The 16,129-nt window shown below is 73.5% G+C and carries 21 protein-coding genes and 1 riboswitch; of the genes, 18 read left to right on the top strand and 3 right to left on the bottom strand.

The window, feature by feature from the left end; translation table 11 throughout:
* Positions 1 to 84 precede the first annotated feature (84 nt).
* Complete coding sequence (locus ACZ6R9_RS05875) at positions 85 to 663, bottom strand: GNAT family N-acetyltransferase (RefSeq protein ID WP_380488207.1); 579 nt, start codon at positions 661 to 663, stop codon at positions 85 to 87.
* Positions 664 to 713: 50 nt separating this feature from the next.
* Between ACZ6R9_RS05875 and ACZ6R9_RS05870 the strand changes: the two genes are divergently transcribed.
* Both ACZ6R9_RS05870 and ACZ6R9_RS05865 read left to right on the top strand, forming a co-directional pair.
* On the top strand, positions 714 to 1,526 hold the full coding sequence (locus ACZ6R9_RS05870; protein WP_465536746.1) for a hypothetical protein: 813 nt from the start codon (positions 714 to 716) through the stop codon (positions 1,524 to 1,526).
* Between the two features lie 115 nt (positions 1,527 to 1,641).
* Positions 1,642 to 2,148: a DUF3995 domain-containing protein gene (locus ACZ6R9_RS05865; RefSeq protein WP_465536744.1), complete on the top strand. Its 507-nt coding sequence runs from the start codon at positions 1,642 to 1,644 to the stop codon at positions 2,146 to 2,148.
* 13 nt (positions 2,149 to 2,161) lie between these two features.
* Here ACZ6R9_RS05865 and ACZ6R9_RS05860 read toward each other — a convergent pair whose 3' ends face one another.
* Positions 2,162 to 2,929 (bottom strand): M23 family metallopeptidase, encoded by a 768-nt coding sequence (locus tag ACZ6R9_RS05860; RefSeq protein ID WP_465536742.1) that lies wholly within the window; start codon positions 2,927 to 2,929, stop codon positions 2,162 to 2,164.
* Between the two features lie 10 nt (positions 2,930 to 2,939).
* Positions 2,940 to 3,103, bottom strand: a riboswitch (cyclic di-AMP (ydaO/yuaA leader).
* Positions 3,104 to 3,319: 216 nt separating this feature from the next.
* Here ACZ6R9_RS05860 and ACZ6R9_RS05855 point away from each other — a divergent pair.
* The 15 genes from ACZ6R9_RS05855 to ACZ6R9_RS05785 all read left to right on the top strand — a co-directional run bounded on the left by ACZ6R9_RS05855 (position 3,320) and on the right by ACZ6R9_RS05785 (position 14,104).
* A complete protein-coding gene (locus ACZ6R9_RS05855) occupies positions 3,320 to 3,610 on the top strand; it encodes a YiaA/YiaB family inner membrane protein (RefSeq protein WP_380488203.1) in 291 nt (96 codons plus the stop codon).
* Positions 3,611 to 3,727: 117 nt separating this feature from the next.
* Positions 3,728 to 4,549, top strand: coding sequence for an alpha/beta fold hydrolase (locus ACZ6R9_RS05850; protein WP_465536740.1), 822 nt, complete (start codon positions 3,728 to 3,730; stop codon positions 4,547 to 4,549).
* A complete protein-coding gene (locus ACZ6R9_RS05845) occupies positions 4,549 to 5,127 on the top strand; it encodes a TetR-like C-terminal domain-containing protein (protein WP_380488201.1) in 579 nt (192 codons plus the stop codon). Before ACZ6R9_RS05850 ends, ACZ6R9_RS05845 begins: the two co-directional genes overlap by 1 nt.
* A 31-nt stretch (positions 5,128 to 5,158) precedes the next feature.
* Positions 5,159 to 5,341 (top strand): hypothetical protein, encoded by a 183-nt coding sequence (locus ACZ6R9_RS05840; protein ID WP_380488200.1) that lies wholly within the window; start codon positions 5,159 to 5,161, stop codon positions 5,339 to 5,341.
* 168 nt (positions 5,342 to 5,509) lie between these two features.
* Positions 5,510 to 5,731 (top strand): hypothetical protein, encoded by a 222-nt coding sequence (locus ACZ6R9_RS05835; RefSeq protein ID WP_465536739.1) that lies wholly within the window; start codon positions 5,510 to 5,512, stop codon positions 5,729 to 5,731.
* Between the two features lie 186 nt (positions 5,732 to 5,917).
* Positions 5,918 to 7,180, top strand: coding sequence for a sensor histidine kinase (locus tag ACZ6R9_RS05830; protein WP_465536737.1), 1,263 nt, complete (start codon positions 5,918 to 5,920; stop codon positions 7,178 to 7,180).
* Positions 7,164 to 7,574 carry a roadblock/LC7 domain-containing protein gene (locus ACZ6R9_RS05825; protein WP_380488197.1) on the top strand — a complete coding sequence of 137 codons (411 nt, stop codon included), beginning with the start codon at positions 7,164 to 7,166 and terminating at the stop codon, positions 7,572 to 7,574. Before ACZ6R9_RS05830 ends, ACZ6R9_RS05825 begins: the two co-directional genes overlap by 17 nt.
* Positions 7,575 to 7,633: 59 nt before the next feature.
* Complete coding sequence (locus ACZ6R9_RS05820; RefSeq protein ID WP_380488196.1) at positions 7,634 to 7,915, top strand: DUF742 domain-containing protein; 282 nt, start codon at positions 7,634 to 7,636, stop codon at positions 7,913 to 7,915.
* Positions 7,893 to 8,489 carry a GTP-binding protein gene (locus tag ACZ6R9_RS05815; RefSeq protein ID WP_380488195.1) on the top strand — a complete coding sequence of 199 codons (597 nt, stop codon included), beginning with the start codon at positions 7,893 to 7,895 and terminating at the stop codon, positions 8,487 to 8,489. The genes ACZ6R9_RS05820 and ACZ6R9_RS05815 overlap by 23 nt, the downstream gene beginning before the upstream one ends.
* Positions 8,486 to 9,889: a cytochrome P450 gene (locus ACZ6R9_RS05810; protein ID WP_465536734.1), complete on the top strand. Its 1,404-nt coding sequence runs from the start codon at positions 8,486 to 8,488 to the stop codon at positions 9,887 to 9,889. Before ACZ6R9_RS05815 ends, ACZ6R9_RS05810 begins: the two co-directional genes overlap by 4 nt.
* A complete protein-coding gene (locus ACZ6R9_RS05805; protein ID WP_465536732.1) occupies positions 9,874 to 10,962 on the top strand; it encodes a cytochrome P450 family protein in 1,089 nt (362 codons plus the stop codon). The genes ACZ6R9_RS05810 and ACZ6R9_RS05805 overlap by 16 nt, the downstream gene beginning before the upstream one ends.
* 72 nt (positions 10,963 to 11,034) lie before the next feature.
* The gene (locus tag ACZ6R9_RS05800) at positions 11,035 to 11,304 is read left to right on the top strand and encodes a hypothetical protein (RefSeq protein WP_380488192.1); all 270 of its coding nucleotides are present in this window, start codon (positions 11,035 to 11,037) and stop codon (positions 11,302 to 11,304) included.
* Between the two features lie 161 nt (positions 11,305 to 11,465).
* Positions 11,466 to 13,178 (top strand): pyruvate dehydrogenase, encoded by a 1,713-nt coding sequence (locus tag ACZ6R9_RS05795; protein WP_465536822.1) that lies wholly within the window; start codon positions 11,466 to 11,468, stop codon positions 13,176 to 13,178.
* A 117-nt stretch (positions 13,179 to 13,295) separates the two neighbouring features.
* Positions 13,296 to 13,901 carry a helix-turn-helix domain-containing protein gene (locus ACZ6R9_RS05790; RefSeq protein WP_380488191.1) on the top strand — a complete coding sequence of 202 codons (606 nt, stop codon included), beginning with the start codon at positions 13,296 to 13,298 and terminating at the stop codon, positions 13,899 to 13,901.
* 38 nt (positions 13,902 to 13,939) lie between these two features.
* Positions 13,940 to 14,104: a DUF6126 family protein gene (locus ACZ6R9_RS05785; RefSeq protein ID WP_157815763.1), complete on the top strand. Its 165-nt coding sequence runs from the start codon at positions 13,940 to 13,942 to the stop codon at positions 14,102 to 14,104.
* Between the two features lie 7 nt (positions 14,105 to 14,111).
* On the opposite strand, the gene pdxR is transcribed toward ACZ6R9_RS05785, so the two are convergent.
* Complete coding sequence (gene pdxR / locus ACZ6R9_RS05780; RefSeq protein ID WP_465536728.1) at positions 14,112 to 15,536, bottom strand: MocR-like pyridoxine biosynthesis transcription factor PdxR; 1,425 nt, start codon at positions 15,534 to 15,536, stop codon at positions 14,112 to 14,114.
* A gap of 50 nt (positions 15,537 to 15,586) precedes the next feature.
* On the opposite strand from pdxR, the gene ACZ6R9_RS05775 reads away from it, so the two are divergent.
* Positions 15,587 to 16,063, top strand: coding sequence for a carboxymuconolactone decarboxylase family protein (locus ACZ6R9_RS05775; protein WP_380488189.1), 477 nt, complete (start codon positions 15,587 to 15,589; stop codon positions 16,061 to 16,063).
* The last annotated feature ends 66 nt before the right edge of the window (positions 16,064 to 16,129 follow it).

Raw genomic sequence — 16,129 nt, 5'->3', positions numbered from 1 at the left:
GGTCGGCGGCGTCGGGCACGCTTCCAAGGTGCCGTACCGGGCCGGGTCCACGGAATGAGGTCTGCTGCCCGATCGGTGGTGGGGTTAACCCCCGGGTCGCGGGGCCGGGGCGGCGAGTCGGACGGCCCGCCACTCGGGGGCGAGCAGCGAGTACTGGAGGGCGTCGTGCCAGCTGCCGCCCCAGTGGGATTCGTCGCGGATCCGGCCCTCGTACCGGAAACCGGCCCTGGTCAGCACCCGGGCGGCGGCCGGGTTGTCGGGGTCGGTGCGGGCGAACAGCCGGTGCAGGCCGAGGGTGTCGAAGCCGAGCGCGCAGAGCAGCGCGGTGACCTCTCCCGCGTAGCCGCGGCCCCAGGTGTCGTGGCGCAGCACGCAGCCGAGCTGGGCGGCGTGTTCGCCGTCGCGGGTGAGGGCGCCCTGGCCGATCGGCTCGCCCTCCGGGTCGTCGACGGCCAGCCGGTAGTGCTGCCGGGGCTCGGCCTCGGCCTCGTCGAGGTAGAGCTCCAGCTGGTCGGCGCACTCCTCGAAGTCGGCGGCGCCGAAGGGGAGATGCCGGACCACCCGGGGGTCGCCGTGGACGGCGTGCAGCGCGGCGACTTCCTCGGGGGTGTGGTGGTACTCCCGCAGGGTGAGCCGGGGGCCGGTCAACCGGACGGTCTCCATGGGGCTCGACCCTACCGGTCGGCCTCACCCGGACCGGTTAACGTACCGGGGTGGACGACGAAGACCTGCACCTGCTCCCCCGTACCCGTGCCGCCGACCTGCTGGACTGGGCGGCCGAGGAGGGTTTGGAGGCGGTACCCGAGCCGGCGGTGCGGACCGTGCTGACCCTGCTGGAGCTGGGCGGCGCCCGCTTGCACGACGGTTTCCCGGAGCTGTCCTCGCCGGTGCTGGAGCACCTGCTGTACGAGCAACTGCACCTGTACGTCCAGCCGGACGGCGATGCCTGGGCGTACCCGGCGGCGGTGCGGCTGCTGATCGAACGCCAGCGGGCGGCGCGGCGGCTGAACGCCAAGCGGCTGGAGAAGCTGCGCGAGGAGGCCGACTGGCAGGGCCAGGTGCTGGTGGACTCGCTGCTGCGCCGCTCCGACCTGCTGACCTGGCCGCGCCTGTACACGCTGCTGCTGCGCGCGGACGGCGTGCCGGTGCACGACCTCGACCAGGTGCGGGGCTGGCTGGAGGAGTTCCGGGCGCTGGACGTCGAGGAGCGGTTCGCCGCCTACGAGCGGGTGCCCGGGGTGGATCCGGACGGCGGCTGGGGGCCGGAGCGGGCGCTGCTGGTCGGGGTGTCCACGGACGGGGCGCGCCGGCTGCTGGAGCACGGCCTGATGCGGCGCAGCTACCGCAACCTGGCCGAGCTGAACGCCCGGGGCCTGCCGATGCCGGACGAACTCGCGGGGGCGTTCGAGGAGTTCGAGGAGGCAGTGGCGCAGGCCGCGATCGACCTGTGCGGCGAGTGGACGGTGCCGGGGCTGGCCCGGCTGCTGCTGGAGGAGTTCCCGGAGCTGGCCCCCGAGGTGTACTGAGGGTTCGCGGCCCGCCGGGTCCACCGCTCGGAGGACCCGGGGATCGCCCTGACGGGCCATCAGTCCTGGCCGTCCGGACGATCCGCGGGGCGGGCCGCCGGGCCAGGGTGGAGCCATGGACATCGTGACTCCCGCCGCCACCGCCGCGGCCGGTCCGCGCCCCTCGCTGCGCCGGGCCGCCGCCCATGCCGCCGCGCTCTGGTCTGCCGTCTTCGCCCTGGTGCACCTGTACTGGCTGCTGGGCGGCCGGGCCGGCCTGCCCGACGGCCTCTCGGTGCTGGACAACACGCCGCTGCTGGTGATCGACATCCTCGCGATACCGCTGTGCGCGGTGGCGGCGGCGCTGGCCCTGGCGCTGGTGCGGCCGTGGGGCGGGCGGCTGCCGGCCCGCCGGCTGCTGTGGGCGGCCCGGGGCACGGCGGTGCTGCTGATCGTGCACGCCGCACCGTCCGTACCGGACTGGCTGGCGCTGGCGGCGGGTCACCGCTCGGTGGCGGAGCTGGACGCGATGGCCCGCTTCGCGACGGTGCTGTACGAGCCGTTCTTCCTGGCCGGTGGGGTGCTGTTCGGCTGCGCGGTGTTCGGCCGCCGGATCCTCGAAGGAGGCGGCGGCCGTCGGTGAGCGCGGACCGGCCCTACGGCTGCAGGCCGCGCTGCTGGAGCCAGGGCAGCGGGTCGACCGGGGCGCCGCCACCGGGGCGGACCTCCAGGTGCAGGTGCGGGCCGGTGACGTTGCCGGTGGCGCCGACCGCGCCGAGCACCGTGCCGGAGGTGACCGGGCCGGAGGCGGTGGCGATCCGGGAGAGGTGGCAGTACCAGAGTTCGGTGCCGTCGGGCAGGGTCTGGATGACCCGGTAGCCGTAGGGGCCGGACCAGCCCGCCGAGGTGACGGTGCCTCCGGCGACGGCGGCGACGGGAGTGCCGGTGCGGGCGGCGAAGTCCAGGCCGGTGTGCAGGTGCGCCCAGTGCGCGCCGGACTGGGCGAACTGCGCGCTCAGCTGGTAGCCGGCCACCGGCAGGGTGTGCGCGGCCTGTTCGGCCTCGGCCTGCTGGGCGGCGCGCTTGGCCTCGGCCTCCTGCGCGGCGGCCAGCCGGGCGGATTCGTCGGCGGCGGTGCGCTGGCCGTCGGCCTGCTGCTGGATGCGGGCGGCGAGAGCGAGCCCGGGGTCGCCGGCGAGCAGCCCGTCGGAGGCTTCGTCGGCGGCGGTGACGGGCACCGGGGCGGCGGCCTGCGCGGGGGTGGCGGCGAGTGCGGTGGCGCCGAGCGCGGCGGTCATCGCGGTGACGCCCAGCAGGGGCGCGCCGGTGCGGGACTGCCGGGGCAGCCGGTGCCGGGCGGCTTCCGGCTCGACCGGGTGGTCGAGCAGCTGGGTGCCGGTGCTCTCGCTGTAGGTCGACGCCACGGGGGCGTGCTCCTTCCTTCCCTGCCGCCGACCGGGTTAGCTGACGGGTTCGGAGGTGGAAGGTCTCCTACGGTCGGGCCCAGGGCCGTCCCGATTCACCCCGGTGGAACGTGGTTCCCCGGCTCCTGGGACGCCCCGAGGGGTGTGCCCAAGTGGATTAGGCGTGGCGCACGGTGCCGCATGGTTACGGCGTTGCCGACCGCGCTGCGTTATCAAACGTTAATCCTATGGACCCCATGATTCCAAGCCGCTACCACGAGACGGCGAAGATTTCCTGACGCCCTATGGGTGATTTATGACGGTTCACCAGGGCCAAGCTGACGGATTGTGACCGAGTGGTTGAGTATCCGTACTCACGCCGCGCTCCCGGGCCGACGCGACCCTGGTGCCATGACCGCAACCGTGCCGCACCGGACCACCGCCGCCTACTTCGCCCAGGCCGCCCTCTCCTTCGGGCTGGCCACCGCCGCACTCGCTCTCGGGATCGCCTACCTGCCGGTGAGCGCCTGGATGCGCGCCTTCCTCGCCGTCGGGCTGCTGTACGAGATCACCTCCGCGTTCACGCTGGCCAAGGTGATCCGGGACCGCCAGGAGGAGGGCGCGATCACCAGCCGGGTGGACAAGGCCCGGCTGGACAAGCTGCTCGCCGAGCACGACCCGTTCAAGGTGGAGGGCATCTGACCGGTTCGGCCGCCCGGCCTTGACGGCTAAGGCTATTAGCCTTAGCTTTGTGGCTATCGGCAGTCGGCCGGGCCTCCAGCGCCCGGCGCGCCGCAACGCCCGCCCAGGAGGCCCGCGATGAACAGCACCCTCGGCACCACCCGGTACCTCGACGTCCCCGGCGGCCGGATCGCCTACGACGACACCCCCGGCACCGGCGTCCCGGTCGTCCTGCTGCCCGGCATGCTCGAAAAGCGCACCACCTACCGGCACCTCGCGCCGCTGCTGACCGCCGCCGGGCACCGGGTGATCACCATGGACCTGCGCGGCCTCGGCGAGTCCTCCACCGGCTTCACCGACTACTCCCCCGCCGCGATCGCCGACGACCTGGTCGCCCTGCTCGACCACCTCGACCTGCGCGGCGCCGTCCTGGCCGGCAGTTCCTACACCGGCGCCACCGTGGTCCGGGCGGCCGCGCTCGCCCCCGGGCGGACCGCCGGGGTGGTGCTGATCGACGCCTTCATCGAGAACCTCCCGCTGAACGCCTTCCAGAAGGCCCTGTTCGGCCTGGCCACCCCGCTGATCACCGCGTTCCCCGGCCTGTGGAGCCCGCTGCAGAAGTTCTACTACCCGACCGCGCGGCCCGCCGACTTCGACGCCTACCGGGCCGGCCTGGCCGAGATGCTGCGCCAGCCCGCCCGCAAGGCCGCGCTGCGCGGCTACCTGAAGGGCGACTCCGCGCCGGTCGGCTGGTGCGAGGCCGTCGACGTCCCCGCGCTGGTGCTGATGGGCAGCAAGGACCCCGACTTCCCGAACCCCGAACTGATCGCCGACCGGCAGACCGCCGCGCTGCGCGGCCGTAAGGTGATGATCCAGAACGGCGGTCACTACCCGATGGCGGGCTACCCCCAGGCGGTCGCCGACGCCCTGCTCCCCTTCCTGAACGAGGTCGCCCGCTGATGGCCCGCGCCGGACTCTCCACCACCGCGGTGGTGGACCACGCCCTCGACCTGATCGACGCCCGGGGCGCCGAGGCGCTCACCCTGGCCGCCGTCGCCGCCAGCGCCAAGGTCGCCACCCCCTCGCTGTACAAGCACGTCCCCGGAGGCCTGGCCGAGCTGCGCCGCCTGGTCGCCGTCCGCATCCTCGACGACCTGACCGACCACCTGGCCGCCGCCGTCCTCGGCCACTCCCGCGACGAGGCGGTCGCCGCCCTGCTCGCCGCGTACGCCGGGTTCGCCACCCGCTTCCCCCGGCGCTACGCCGCGCTGCCGCAGGCGCCCGTGGCCGACCCGGAGCTCATGGCGGCCGGCGAGCGGCTGGTGAACGTGCTGTTCGCCGTCCTGCGCGGGTACGGCCTGGAGGGGTCCGAGGCGGTGCACGCCGCACGCACCCTGCGCGCCGTGGCCCACGGGTACGCCTCGTTGACCACGGCGGGGGCGTTCCAGCTCGCCGAGGGGCCGGACGTGACGCTGGAACGGCTGACCGGCGTGCTGATCGACGGCCTCGGCAACTGGCCCGGCGGAAGCGGCGCGTGACCTGACGGGGGCCTGACGCGTTCTACCCGGTATGAAGAAGCGCAGCCTGCTCGCCTTTGCCTCGCTCGCCGTCGGCGTGGTCGCCTCGCTCACCGCGCCCAGCGCGCACGCCGGATCCGAGCACGCGGGTGGCAGCACCCCGCACACCGACACCCTCTCCGCCCCGGACCGGCCGCTCGCCGAGGAGGTCCAGGAGGACGGCTCGCCGGCCTGACGGCACCTCCCACCTGCGCGAACGCCCCCGCACGCGCCTCTCCGCACTGTTTCGCAACCGGTTCTCCACGGATCCGACACCAACGGTGCGTAACGCTGTGCTTCGGTCGGGAAGTCATACCGCGTGAAGACCTTCCACGGGTGACCGCCAAGCACGGAGGACAGCGCAATGCCGCAGGCGACTCAGCACATCGAGCCCGGCACGGGGCTGATCCCCGCCCCGCGCACCAGCCCCGACGGCGCGGCGGCCGACGCCCGGCCCGGCGCACCGCAGCCGGAGCGCCGGCGGGCGGCGTTCGCGCGCGGCTTCGCGGTGGTCCGGTCGATACGCTCGCTGCGGCCGGTGGCGGCGAAGGAGCCGCAGCCGTACGGCGAGGTCGACGGCCAGTGACGCCGGCCCGCCAAATGTGACGGAGCGTGAATTCCGGCCGGGCGGACGGGCGTTGCCACCGATCCATCGACCCGCCGCCCGGCGGACCCCCGGCCCTGCCGGTTCTGTCCGATATTGACGCGCTCTGAACAGCAATGCTTCGATCAGTTCATACGCCAGTAGGAAGTCAGCCCTAGAATTCGGCGCGTGACGACCACTCAATGGTGCTTGGCAGCAGCCGCATTGCTCGCTCTTCTCGCTCTCGCGGCCTCCGCCCGGTCCCGCGCCGTCACCCGAACCCTGCGCGGCCGGCTGGCCGCCACCGAGGACGAACTCGCCGCCACCCGCGACCGGCTGGCCGCCGAACTGGCCGACCGTCAGGCGGGTGCCGAGACGGCGCTGCGCGAGCAGGAGATGAACGCGGCCACCCGCCGCGCCTTCCTCAGCGTGGCCCGCCGCATCCTGGTGATGGCACACGACCAGCAGGCCGGCCTGGACGAGATGGAGCGCACCCACGACGACCCGGTGCTGCTCGAAGGCCTGCTGCGCGCCGACCACGCGGCCGCCCAACAGGCCCGGCTCGCCCAGACCCTGGCGGTGCTGTGCGGCTCCCGCGCGGGCCGGCACTGGCCGGAGCCGGTCTCGCTGGAGGACGTGGTGCGCGGCGCCCAGTCGCGCATCCTGCCGTTCCAGCGGGTGGTCGTGCACAGCCGGGTGGACACCGCCGTGCTCGGCGCCGCCGCGGAGGCGCTGATCCACGCGGTGGCCGAACTGCTGGACAACGCGACCCGCTACTCGCCGCCCAGCTCCCAGGTCTACGTCACGCTGATGCCGGTCCACAACGGCGCGGTGATCGAGATCGACGACTGCGGCGTCGGCATGACCGAGGTGACGGTCGCCAAGGCGGGCGCGGCCCTGTCCGGCGGCGGCTCGCTGGAGGTGTCCCGGATCGGCGAGGTCCCGCAGCTGGGCCTGGCCGCGGTCGGCCGGCTCGCCGAGCAGTACGGCTTCCGGGTCACCATCAACTCCGCGCCCTCGCCGTACGGCGGTGTGCGGGTGGTGGTGCTGCTGCCGTCCGCGCTGCTCACCGATCCGCTGTCGGTGCCCGCGGCGAGCAGCGTCCCGCGCACCGAGCCGGTGGCGGCCGCGCCGCCCACCCGCCGCCCGGCCGTCGCCGCGGACGCCGACCGGCCGGCCGTTCCCACGCAGGGCGGCACCCTGCCCCGGCGGGTCAACCGCCGTGGCAGCGCCCCGCAGCAGACCGGGTCCCGGGCCGAGGAGCAGCCCGCGCCGCCGCCGCGCTGTGCGCGCGAGGCGCAGACGTTCATGTCGCTGTTCCAGGCCGGGACCGCCAGCGGCCGTTCGGCCGCGCAGCAGGACCGGCGGCCCGAGCAGGGCCGTCACGACGCATTCTCCGCTTCCCCCCAACTTCCCCAGCGCTCGGGAGACTCCCATGACCACAACCCCTGATCTCGGCTGGCTGCTGACCGACATCGTCGCCGTCCCAGAGGTCCAGCACGCCGTCGTGGTGTCCAACGACGGCCTGGAGATGGGCCGCAGCCCGAAGATCGGCCGGGACGACGCCGAGCGGCTGGCCGCCGCCTGCTCCGGGCTGCAGTCGCTGTCCCGTGGCGTGGCGCAGGGCTTCGGCGACGGGCCGACCCGGCAGATCATCATCGAGTTCGGCGGCGGGTACCTGTTCGTGGTCGCCGCCGGCGCCGGGACCCACCTGGCGGTGCTGGCCTCCGAGGCGGTGGACGCCGGCCTGGTGGCCTACCAGATGCAGACGCTGGTCGAGCGGATCGGCAGCCACCTGACCGCCGCACCGCGGCAGGCGCACGCCGGCGCCGGGGACGTGCGGTGAGGCGGGGGCCGGTCCGGCCTTACGTGATCACCGGGGGCCGCAGCCGGGCCAGTCGCAATGTGCTGGAGTTCGAGAGCCTGGTGCGGACCGTACCGGGGGCCGCGGTCGACCGTTCGGCCATGAACCGCGAACAGCAGGCGATCCTCGGGCTCTGCCGGGAACTGCTGTCGATAGCCGAGGTGGCCGCCCACCTGGGCCTGCCGATCAGCGTGCTGAAGGTGCTGCTCGGCGATCTCTTGGACCTCGGGGCCGTGCAGGTCCTGCCGCCGGTGCGGCAGGCCGAGCAGGTCCCGCTTTCACTGCTCGAGGAGGTGCTGGTTGGCCTCCGTCAGCTCCGTTGAGCCGACCTATCTGCCGTCCACCGTCCAGGGGGCGGTCAAGATCCTGGTCACCGGCCCGTTCGGGGTCGGCAAGACCACTCTGGTCGGTGCGCTGAGCGAGATCGCTCCGCTGCGCACCGAGGAGACCATGACCGCGGCCGGCGCCGGGGTGGACGACCTGACCGGCCGTCCGCAGAAGACCACCACCACGGTGGCGCTGGACTTCGGCCGGATCACCCTGAACAAGCACCTGGCGCTGTACCTGTTCGGCACGCCCGGCCAGCAGCGGTTCTGGCCGCTGTGGGAGGACCTGTCGCGCGGCGCGCTGGGCGCGATCGCGCTGGTGGACTCCCGCCGGATCGAGGAGTCCTTCGACGTCCTCGGCCTGTTGGAGGAGCACCGCATCCCGTTCGCGGTGGCGGTCAACGTCTTCCCCGACACCCCCGTCTACCCGGACGAGGAACTGCGCGCCGCCCTCGACCTGCTGCCCGACGTCCCGATCCTGGCCTGCGACGTCCGCGACCCGGACGCCGCCCACGGGCTGCTGATCGACTTCGTGGACCACCTGCGGGCCGCCGCCGAGGAGCTGCCGTGACCCTCCCCGACCACCGGACGGACACCGGCTGCCCGTACACCCGCGCCCAGGGCTCCCCGCTGCACGGGTCGGCGGTCGCCGAGAACCCGCACAGCCTGTACGCCCGGCTGCGCGCCCAGCACGGCCCGGTCGCGCCCGTCGAGCTGGAGCCCGGCGTCGAGGCCTGGCTGGTCCTCGGCTATCAGGAACTGCTCGAACTGACCCGCAACGAGCAGCTGTTCTCCAAGGACGCGCGGCGCTGGCGGGTGCCGCTGGAGGGCCGGCTGCGGGCCGACTCGCACCTGATCCCGATGACCACGTGGCGGCCCACCCTGCAGAGCATGGACGGCTCCGCGCACCACCGGCTGTCCGCCGCGGTCGCCGACACGCTGGCGAGGATCGACCACAAGCAGCTGCGGGAGACCACCGAGGAGGCCGCGCTCGCGCTGATCGAGAGCTGGGGTCCGGACGGCACCGCCGACCTGGTCACCCAGTTCACCCGGCGGCTGCCGCTGTTGGTGTTCACCCGGCTGGTCGACCTGCCCCCGGAGGACGGCCCGCGCCTGGTCGGGCTGATCACCGACCTGGTCGACAGCAGCAAGGACTCGCAGCCCGCCGCCGCCGAGTTCTTCGGCCTGCTGATGGATCTGGTGATCAGCCGTCGCGCGCGGCCCGGCGCCGACCTGGTGTCCTGGCTGGCGGCCCACCCGGCCGCGCTCAGCGACGAGGAGATGGTGCACAACCTGATGGTGGTGCTGGTGGCCGGCAACGAGTCGGTCATCAACTGGATCGGCAACGCGGTGCGGCTGCTGCTCACCGACCGCCGCTTCCGCACCACCCTGACGGGCGGCCGGGCGACCGTCTCGGACGCCCTCGACGAGGTGCTGTGGCGCGACCCGCCGATCCAGAACTTCCCCGGCCGGTGGGCGGTTTCGGACACCGTGCTGGGCGGCCAGTACATCAGTGCCGGCGACATGCTGATACTCGGCCTGGCCGGCGCCAACGACGACCCGGCCGCGCACGGCCCCGACGGCATCTCCGGCAACCGGGCGCACCTCGCCTGGGGTGCGGGGCGGCACGTCTGCCCCGCGCAGGACCCGGCCCGGCTGATCGTCGAGACCGCGATCGAGACCCTCCTGCACTGCCTTCCCGACCTCCAACTCGCCATCCCCGCACACGAGCTGACGTGGCGGCCCTCGCCGTGGTCGCGCGCCCTGGTCAGCCTGCCGGTGCTGTACAGCGCCTTCGTCCCGCCCCGCCCCGATTCGCCCGAGAGGACCGCATGGACACCGCAGACCAGCTCCAGCCCGTCAAGCTCGACCCCGTCGGGACCGACCAGCACGCCGAGAACGAGCGGCTCCGCGCAGGCGGGCCGGCGACACTGGTGGAGCTCCCTGGTGGAGTGGTGGTCTGGGCGATAACCCACCACGACACCCTGCAGGAACTGCTCGCGGACCCGCGCGTCGGCAAGAACGCCAAGCACTGGAAGCTCTTCCAGGAAGGCCGGCTCCCCGAGGGCTGGCCGCTGATGGCCTTCATCACCGTGCCCGGCATGACCACCTCGGACGGCGCCGACCACCGCCGCCTGCGCGGCCTGGTCTCGCAGGCGCTCACCCCGCGCCGGATCGCCGAACTGGCCCCCGCCATCGAACAGCGCGTCCACCGCCTGCTGGACGGCATCGCCGACCTGGACGGCGACTTCGACCTCCGCACCCGCTTCGCCTACCCGCTGCCCATGCAGGTGATCGGCGAACTGCTCGGCCTCGCCGAGGACCAGCAGGACCGGCTGCACGAGCTCTCCGAGACCCTGGTCAGCTCCTCCGCCGCCCCCGGCGCCGGCGCGGCCGCCGCCGACAACCTGGCCGGGCTGATGGCCCAGGTCGCCGCCGGAAAGCGGGCGGAGCCCGCGGCCGACCTGACCACCGCGCTGATCGCCGCCCGCGAGGAGCAGGACCGGCTCAGCGAGGAAGAGCTCATCGGCATCCTGATGCAGCTGGTGGTGGCCGGCCACGAAACCACCCTCAACCTGATCTGCAACGCGGTGCGCGCCCTGCTCGCCCACCCCGAGCAGCTCGCCCTCGTGCTGGGCGGCGAGGTGGACTGGTCCGCCGTCGTCGAGGAGACCCTGCGCCACAACGGCCCCGTCGGCCAGTTCCCGATGCGCTACGCGCTGGAGGACATCCCCGTCGGCAACGTGCTGATCCGCCGCGGCGAGGCCATGCTCGCTTCGTACGCCGCCGCCGGACGCGACGGCAACCACTACGAGGACGCCGACCGCTTCGACCTCACCCGCGCCAACAACCGGCACCTGGCGCTCGGGCACGGGCCGCACTTCTGCATCGGCTCCGCGCTGGCCCGGCTGGAGGCCGAGACGGCGCTGCGCGAACTCTTCACCCGCTACCCCGCCCTGCGGATGGCCGACGGCGCGGACCCGCGGCCGATCGCCTCCTTCGTCAGCAACAGCGTCAGCAGCCTGCTGGTGCGCACCTCCTGACCTTCACTCCGGGGCCGCCCCCGCCGGGTCAACACACGTGACCGGGCGGGGGCGGCCCTCGTTGCACCAGCCATGAAGAAGCTCACCGCGCTCGCCGCTCTCTCGCTCTCCGGGCTCGCCCTCGGCACCGCACCGGCCCACGCCACCACCCCCACCCCCCTCGTCCAGACCGGCAGCCTCAGCCAGGTCCACGGCGTGGACACCGGCTACCACGGCGAGATGCCCTCCAGCACCGAACTCTGCCACCGCGACCTCGCCAACTACCCCGTGGTCGGCGAGCTCGTGGACCGTGCGACGGGGGTGTGCGAGGCGGTGGGCACGACGCTCGACGGAACCGAGTAGCGGGCAGGGGTTGCACGGACAGGGGCGCGTGGGGGTACCCCCAGCGCCCCGGTTTCGCACCCGCGCAGTCCTCGCACCCATCCGCCCACATCCCCTATATGGTGCGGAATGTCCGTATTTGCCATAGCGCGAGGTGATCCGTGGGCAGCGTGGCTGAGCAGATGGTGGAAGTGCTCCTGCAGGCGGGGGTCGAGCGGGTCTACGGGGTGGTGGGAGACAGTCTCAATCCGGTGGTGGACGCGATCCGGCGGGCCGAGGGGATCTCCTGGGTGCACGTCAGGAACGAGGAGGCGGGGGCGTTCGCGGCGGCGGCGGAGGCGGAGCTGACGGGGCGGCTGGCGGTGTGTGCGGGGAGTTGCGGTCCGGGCAACACGCATCTGATCCAGGGACTGTACGACGCGCAGCGCAGTGGCGTTCCGGTGTTGGCGCTGGCCTCGCACATCCCGTCCGCGCAGATCGGGACGGGGTTCTTCCAGGAGACGCACCCGGAGCGGGTGTTCACCGATTGCAGCGGGTGGTGCGAGCTGTTGTCGAACCCGGCGCAGTTGCCGCGGCTGCTGCGGGTGGGGATTCAGCACGCGCTGGGCGCCCGTGGCGTCGCGGTGCTGGCGTTTCCGGGTGACGTCGCCGCGCTGCCCGCGCCGGCGCCGACCGGCCGGAGCACCTTCCTGACCGAGCAGGCGGTGGCGGCGCCGCCGTGGTCGCAGGTGCAGGCGCTCGCCGAGGCGTTGAACGCGGCGCGGACGGTGGCGGTGTTCGCGGGCGCGGGGGTGCGGGGTGCGCACGAGGAGTTGATGAAGCTCGCGGGGATGCTGCAGGCGCCGGTCGGGCATTCCCTGCGGGGCAAGGAATGGGTGCAGTACGACAACCCGTACGACGTTGGGATGAGCGGGCTGCTCGGTTACGGGGCGTGCCACGAGGCCTTGCACGAGGCCGAGTTGGTGCTGCTGCTGGGTACCGACTTCCCGTACGACTCGTTCCTGCCGCAGGCCCGCACCGTGCAGGTGGATCACGACGCCACCCGGCTGGGCCGGCGTACCGCGCTGGAACTGGCGGTGCACGGGGATGTGGCGGCGACCTTGCGGGCGGTGCTGCCCCTGCTGGAGCAGAAGACCGACCGGTCGTTCCTGGACGGGCTGCTGACCCGGCACTACCGGGCGCTGGAGACGGTGGTCGGGGCGTACACCAGGGGCATCGAGAAGCACCGGCCGATCCATCCGGAGTACGCGGCGTCGGTGCTGGACGAGGTGGCCGACGGGGACGCGGTGTTCACCGTGGACACCGGCATGTGCAACGTCTGGGCGGCCCGCTACCTGACGCCGAACGGGCGGCGCCGGGTGATCGGTTCGTTCCTGCACGGTTCGATGGCGAACGCGCTGCCGCACGCGATCGGGGCCCAACTGGCGTTCCCCGGGCGGCAGGTGGTGTCGATGTCGGGCGACGGCGGTCTCGGCATGCTGCTCGGTGAGCTGCTGACGGTGGCCAAGCACCGGCTGCCGGTGAAGACCGTGGTGTTCAACAACGGGGCGCTCGGCATGATCAAGCTGGAGATGCTGGTCTCCGGCTATCCGGAGTGGGAGATCGACAACGGCGACGTGGACTACGCCGCGATCGCCCGGGCCTGCGGCATCCCGGCGAAGCGGGTGACCGACCCGGCGAAGGTCCGCGAGGTGCTGGCGGACGCCCTGGAGCGGCCCGGCCCGGCCCTGGTGGACGTGGTCACCGACCCGAACGCGCTGTCCATCCCGCCGCACATCACCGCCGCCCAGCTCAAGGGCTTCGCGCTGGCCGCCGGACGGACGGTGCTGACCGGCGGCGTCGGCCGGATGATCGACCTGGCCCGGTCCAACCTGCGCCACCTGCCCCGTCCCTGACCTGCGGGTGCCGGTACCGGATAAGGGCGAGGAGACTGGGAACCGAGGGGGGACGGACCGGTTTGCCTGTGGGGCAAGTTTGTTGCCACTGAGGCACAAAGGGTGTGGACTGAAGTCATGACAGACAGTCCACTCGGCGACGACCAGGAAGTCGCGGGCCTCGGCGCGCGGCTGCGGGAGCAGCGGGTCACCAGCCGCCTCACGCTGGAGGCCGCGGCGGCCCGGGTCGGCCTGTCGCCAGCCTACTTGTCACGCCTGGAGACCGGGAGGCGGCAGCCTTCGCTGCCGGTACTGCTCGGCCTCGCCCGGGCGTACGGGACGAGCGTGTCCGGGTTGCTCGGCGAGCAGGTGGCCGAGCCGGATCCGGTGATCCGCGGCGGCGTGGCCGAACCCGGCCGGGCCGGCGGCTGGGGATACCGCCGCGCCGGGGCGCCGGGCCGGGCCATGCAGGCACTGCGGGTGCACGTCCCGCCGAGCTCGCAGGACGCCGTGGTGCGGGTGCACCCCGGCGAGGAGTGGCTGTACGTCACCAAGGGCCGGATGAAGCTCACCCTGGGCGACCGGGTGCACCTGCTCGAGGAGGGCGACTCCGCCCACTTCGACTCGATGACCCCGCACTGCATCGCCGCCGACTCCGACACCGGACTCGACCTGATCTTCGTCCACACCCTGCTGCAGAGCCCCGCCGGCGACCTGTGCCTCGGCGACGCCCCCCGCCTGTAGCCCCCGAACCCGTCCGCCACCACCGTCAGGAGACCGCCATGGCCGACACCAAGCCCGCCGTCCCGCAGTACAAGGAGACCGTCGACGCGGGCTACCGCGCCTCCAACCGGGTGTGGATCCGGGTCTGGATCTACATCGTCTCGGGCCACGGCTTCGTGGGCTTCCTCTTCCTGCTGTTCTACGTCGGCCGCCACGGCAAGTGACCGGCCGTCAGGGGCCCAGCACGGTACACAGCGTGGCCAGGGCGGCCTCGAAGGCGTGGTCGGGCGGCGTGCCGTAGCCGACCACCAGCGCCGGGGGCCACTTCGGCGGCCGGCCCGTGCCCTCGGCCCGGCTCCACCCCAGGGTGTGCACCCGTAGTCCCGCCCGCAGCGCGCGGGCCCGGAGCTCGTCCTCGCCCGGGGAGCCCTCGGGCAGTTCCAGGACGGCGTGCAGGCCCGCGCTGATCCCCGTCACCCGCACCCGCGGGGCACGCTCGGCGAGCACCTCGACCAGCCGGTCGCGGCGGCGCCGCAGCAGTTGGCGGCTGCGCCGGATGTGCCGGTCGTAGCCGCCGGAGTCGATCAGTTCGGCCAGCGTCAGCTGCTCCAGGGCGCCGCTCTGGCCGTCCGCCAACTGCTTGTGCCGCACCACCGGTTCCACCAGGGCCGCCGGCAGCGCCAGCCAGGCCAGTCGCACGCCCGGCGCCAGCGACTTGGACGCGGTGCCCGCGTACACCACCCGCTCCGGGTCCAGCGCCTGCATCGCCCCGATGGCGTGCCGGTCGTAGCGGAACTCGCCGTCGTAGTCGTCCTCCAGCAGGTAGCCGCCGACCTGCCGCGCCCAGTCCACCGCCTCCGCCCGCCGGGCCGCCCGCAACGGCATCCCGGTCGGGAACTGGTGAGCGGGCGTCAGCAGTGCCAACCCGGCCTCGGTGCCGGCCAGTTCGGACGTCACCGCGCCGCCCTCGTCCAGCCGCAGCGGACGCATCGAAAGCCCCTGCGCGGTGATCACCGCGTGCTGCGGCGGCAGCCCGTACGCCTCCACCGCGACCGACCCGAGGCCCCGCTCGCGCAGCGCCGCGCAGACCAGGCCGAGACCCTGCTGCACGCCCGAACAGATCAGCAGCCGCTCCGGATCGGTGCGCACCCCGCGGGCCCGGGCCAGGTAGCCGGCCAGCGCCCGGCGCAGCTCGATCCGGCCGCGCGGGTCGCCGTACCCGAACGCGTCGTGCGGGGCGCTCGCCAGCGCACGACGGGCCGCCGCGAGCCACGCGCCGCGCGGGAACCGGGCCAGATCGGGCGAGCCCGGCTTCAGGTCGTACCGCAGCGCGACGGGCTGCCGCAGGCCCGGTGGCGGTACGGCGGGCCCGGGCTGCGGGCCGCGCTCCGCGACCACCGTGCCCGAGCCCTGCCGGGACATCAGCCAGCCCTCGGCGACGAGTTGGGTGTACGCCTCGGCGATGGTGTTGCGGGCGATCCCGAGATCGGCCGCAAGCGCCCGGGAGGACGGCAGGCGGGTGCCCGGCGCGAGCCGTCCGTCCCGCACGGCCGTGCGCAGCGCATCCTCCAGCGCGGCCCGCAGACCGAGGCCGCGCGTGCGGCCGGCCGTCAGGTCGAGGTGCAGATCGCCGCCGAAAGTGGCCCAGGAACTCATCCCCCAAATGAACCACACCACCGGGCCAACCCCCGCCTAGCGTGGTGCCCATGACCGACCAAGCCGCCGCCGTTCCCGCCCCCGCCCAGCGCCTCGCCCTCGCCCGCGTCGCCCCCGAGTTCCACCGCAACCTGATCGCCCTCGACCGCCTCGCCCGGGCCGGCCTCGGCGACCCCGCCATCGCCGACCTGGTCAACCTGCGCGCCTCCCAGATCAACAGCTGCGCGTACTGCCTCGACGTCCACTCCCGCGACGCCCGCAAGAACGGCGAGGCCGAACACCGCCTCCACACGCTGGCCGCGTGGCGCGAGACGCCGTTCTTCACCCCCCGCGAGCGCGCTGCGCTGGCCCTCACCGAGGCCATCACCCTGATCGCCACGACGCACGTCCCGGACGAGGTCTACGACGAGGCCGCGAAGCACTTCTCCGAAACCGAACTCGCCCACCTGATCGGCGTGATCACCACCATCAACGCCCTCAACCGCGTGGGCGTCTCGACGCGGATGTCGCCGGCGGTGCGAGTGTGAGGCATGGGGGTACGCAAACAGGGGCGCGGGGAACTGCGCGAAGCGGAAGGCACCCCACCGCAAGAT

It is taken from the genome of Kitasatospora sp. NPDC048662 (assembly GCF_055587065.1).
The sequence above is the reverse complement of the archived record's forward strand: the minus strand, read 5'-3'. Positions and strand labels throughout refer to the sequence as shown.